Origin of the sequence: Streptomyces sp. UNOB3_S3 (assembly GCF_020740895.1) — a bacterium.
Taxonomy (GTDB): domain Bacteria; phylum Actinomycetota; class Actinomycetes; order Streptomycetales; family Streptomycetaceae; genus Streptomyces.
The window spans coordinates 1-527 of the sequence record NZ_JAILXP010000784.1 but is presented as its reverse complement, the minus strand read 5'-3'; the positions used below and the strand labels follow the sequence as shown (position 1 = coordinate 527).

The window sequence follows — 527 nt, the reverse complement described above, 5'->3', positions numbered from 1 at the left end:
GCAGCGGGGCCGGGACACGAGCCCGGACGCCGCCCCGGCCCCGGTGGCGGCTCCGGCGCCCCCGGCCGTTCCCGTGCCCCCGGCCGCTCCGGCCGCTCCGACGGCTCCGGCCGAGGCCGCCGACGACGCGGCGGCGCAGGGCGGCGGCAGCGGCAGGCGTGCCCGCCGGGCCCCCGCCGAGGCGGGCACCGCCCCGGCGGCAGCGGCCGAGTCCGGTGACGGGACCGCCGCCGAGGGCACGACCGGCGACGCCGGTGCGAGCGCCCCCGCCCCGACCGGGCGGCGGCGCGGGCCGGCCCGCGCCGAGGAGGGGTCCGCCGAACGTTCCGGCACCGGGCTCGTCCCGCCGCAGGCCACGGGCACGCCGACCGGCCGCCGGGCGCGCCGCGAGGCGGCCGCCGCGCCGGCGGAACCGGGCGAGGCGCCGCGCGCGCCCTTCGCGCTGCCGCCTGCGGACGCCGACCGCGCCCCCGCCACCGCGCCCACGGGCCGCCGCGCACGGCGCGCCGTCGCGGCGGCCCGTGGGC

At 87.7% G+C, this 527-nt stretch carries 1 pseudogene; it reads left to right on the top strand.

The features are described from left to right. Positions 1 to 527: pseudogene (locus K6I33_RS36715) on the top strand (PAS domain S-box protein); the annotation flags it as partial.